Raw genomic sequence first — 2,888 nt, forward strand, 5'->3', positions numbered from 1 at the left:
GGTCAGCGGGGCGGGCAGCCGCGCCGGCTGCGCGGGGTCGTCGCGCAGCAGCGGGGCGTGCACCGCGCCCAGCTCCGCCGACGGGTCGGCGCCCAGCTCCTCGGCCAGCACGCGGCGCGCGTCGGCGTACGCGGCGAGGGCCTCGGCGCGGCTGCCCGCGCCGTGCAGGGCGCGCATCAGCAGCCCGTGCAGCCGCTCCCGCAGCGGATGCGCCGCCACCAGGGCCCGCAGCTCGGCGATCAGCGGCGCCCCGGGCGGCGCGAGCGCCAGGTCCGCCTCGACCCGGTCCTCGATCGCCGCCAGGCGCAGCTCGCGCAGCCGGGCCGCCTCGACGTCGGCGAACGGCGCCCCGGCGACATCCGCGAGGGGTTCACCGCGCCACAGGTCCAGCGCGTCGCGCAGCAGCGCCGCCGCGCCGCGCGGATCACCGTCGGCCAGCGCCGCCCGTCCCGCCCCGGCCAGCCGGATGAACCGGTGCACATCCACCCGCTGCGGGTCGACGGCCAGCCGGTAACCGGCCGGACCGAACTCGATGCGCGCCCCGGGCAGCAGCCGCCGCAGCCGCGACACCTGCGACTGCAACGCGTTCGCGGCCTGCTCCGGCGGCCGGTCGCCGTAGACGCCGTCGATGAGCCGCCACGGCGGCACCGTGCGGTCGGCGTCGAGCAGCAGCAGCACCAGCAGGGCACGCAGCCGCTCACCGGCGACCGGGAGCGCGCTGCCGTCGGCCGCGTACGCCTGCGTCGCGCCGAGCACACCGAACCGCATGGGCCCGATTGTCGCCTGTCGCCGGTACCGCCCACACTCCCCACCCGCCGGTCACAGGTGACGCCGGCGCCATTCGGACTGCTCCCGCTCGGCGGCGACCTGCTCGTCCAACGCGGTCCGGCGCACCTGACGACGCCACGGGTCACCCGCGCGCAGACCGAACAGCACCAGGAAGACGCTGACCGCCGCCAGGATCGCCAGAGCGGCCACCACCGGCAGCCGGCCCGCCCACGGCAGCCCCACCGCCAGCACGAGCACCACACAGGTGGCGACCGCCGGAATCCGTTGGGTCGCCCGCACCGCCAGCGCCAGCAGTCCCAACATGTAGATGACCACCCCGGCGAACAGCACCCGGCTGTCCAGCTCGGCGGCGTGTTCCCACCAGGGATCGCCGTGCGGGTGGGAGATGACGGTGAGGTAGCGCTTGAGCCCGAGGGCGAACAGGATGATCCCGGTGATCAGCGGCAGGTGCAGGTAGGCGTAGGCGTCGCGGGCGAGCGCCGCCCGTGCCCGGACGTCGCGGGTGCGATGCAGCCGCTGCTCCAGCGCGGGTGCCAGAGTGTCGAAGTACAGCCACCACAGGGACGCGATGATGGTGACGCCGAGCACCGACGCCACGATCACCGGCCACGTGGCCGGCAAGCCGGCGCTCAGCTTCGGTCCCAGCCCGAGCGAAATGATCGACTCGCCGAGCGCGATGAGCAGGATCAGCGCGTATCGCTCGGCCCAGTGGGCGGCGGACACGACTGTCAGCCCGGCGCTGGGGGCGAGGCCCCCGGAGGTGTACTCGATGCAGACCGCGGCCAGCCACAGCGCCAGCGGCAGCCACCTCCCCCAGGGCTGCTGGGGTGACTCGGGCAGTGCCTTGGTGGCGAGGATCAACGCCACGCTGGTCAGCGGTGGGAGACCGAGGCGCAGGGCGGTCCGTCCGCGGCGGCTGCTGCGGGCCAGGAACACCAGCACCTGGGCCGCCCGGATGATGAGGTAGCAGCAGGCGAACAAGACCAGACCGGGCGGACCGGACTGCTGCTGCGCCTGCTCCTCGGCGAACGCCGACGGTGTGCTCAGCGTCAGCACGAACAGCGCGGCCACCGTCACCGAGCCGACAAGCGGCATCACCCCCTGGTCGGTGCGGACGACGTTGCCCAGGGCGGCGAAGGACACCCAGCACCACCACAGCAGCAACAGCAACAGCAGTCCCGCCAGCAACGACCTGCCGCTCAGGGTTTCGGAGAGGACGTTCGTGACGTTCAGGAACGCGAACACGAACACCAGGTCGTAGAACAACTCCACCCGGGTGACGCGCGAGCCGGGCGCGGTCGGCAGGACACGACCCCGTCCCCGCTCAGCGTTCATGCTGCCGAGCATGGCAGCGGGCCCCGCCCGCCGAGGCTCAGTTGCCCGATCGGTGGCGCAGGGGCGCGGGCCGACGGCCGGTACGGGCGGGTAGCCTTCGGCCCGTGATCGTGGGGAGAAGCCGGTGACGACGCTGGAGCAGGAGCAGTCGCGCACCGTCGCCGACGGGGCGCGTCCCCTGCCGCTGACGCTGGCCGTGCCGGCCGCCGTACTGGCCGGGGTGGCGCTGCTGCTGGCGTTTCCGCCGTACGGGATGTGGCCGCTCGCCCCGGTCGGGGTGGCGTTGCTGGCGGCCGCCGCGCACCGGCGGCGGTTGCGGGCCGGCGCCGGGCTGGGTTTCCTCGCCGGGGTGGCGCTGTTCGCGCCGCTGCTGGAATGGACGAACCTGCACACCGGCTACCTGCCGTGGGCGCTGCTGTCGCTGCTGCAGGCCGCCTACCTGGCGGTGCTGGGCGCCGCCACCGCGTGGGTGTCGCCGCTGGCCGACCGGCACCGGGCGGCATGGCCGCTGCTCACCGGCGTGTTGTGGGTGGGGCAGGAGGCGCTGCGCGACCGGACCCCGTTCGGCGGGTTCCCGTGGGGGCGGCTGGCGTTCAGCCAGGACACGTCGCCGATGCTGCGGCTGGCCGCGCTCGGCGGCGCGCCGCTGGTCACGTTCGCGGTAGCGGTCGCCGGTGGGATCCTCGTCGCGGTGGCGTGGCGGGACTGGCGTCGCGCGCCCGGGGAGTGGCGGCCGGTGGCCGGGCTCACCGCCGGGCGGGGCG

Annotated in this window: 2 protein-coding genes and 1 pseudogene; 1 reads left to right on the forward strand and 2 read right to left on the reverse strand. The window is 75.0% G+C overall.

Going from position 1 to position 2,888, the window contains the following annotated elements; genetic code table 11:
- Both KBX39_RS27830 and KBX39_RS27835 read right to left on the reverse strand, forming a co-directional pair.
- The coding region (locus tag KBX39_RS27830; protein WP_210873349.1) for an AfsR/SARP family transcriptional regulator at nucleotides 1-768 on the reverse strand (768 nt) is incomplete at its 3' end.
- Nucleotides 769-819: 51 nt separating this feature from the next.
- Nucleotides 820-2,136 carry a low temperature requirement protein A gene (locus tag KBX39_RS27835; protein WP_210873351.1) on the reverse strand — a complete coding sequence of 439 codons (1,317 nt, stop codon included), beginning with the start codon at nucleotides 2,134-2,136 and terminating at the stop codon, nucleotides 820-822.
- A 29-nt stretch (nucleotides 2,137-2,165) separates the two neighbouring features.
- Between KBX39_RS27835 and KBX39_RS27840 the strand changes: the two are divergent.
- Nucleotides 2,166-2,888: pseudogene (locus KBX39_RS27840) on the forward strand (apolipoprotein N-acyltransferase); the annotation flags it as partial.

The organism is Micromonospora sp. D75 (assembly GCF_018070405.1).
In the GTDB taxonomy this organism is placed as follows: Bacteria; Actinomycetota; Actinomycetes; order Mycobacteriales; family Micromonosporaceae; genus Micromonospora; species Micromonospora chalcea.

Coding starts and splice junctions, on each gene's coding strand:
- KBX39_RS27835 (WP_210873351.1), bottom strand. CDS start 2,136: ATGCTCGGCAGCATGAACGCTGAGCGGGGACGGGGTCGTGTCCTGCCG.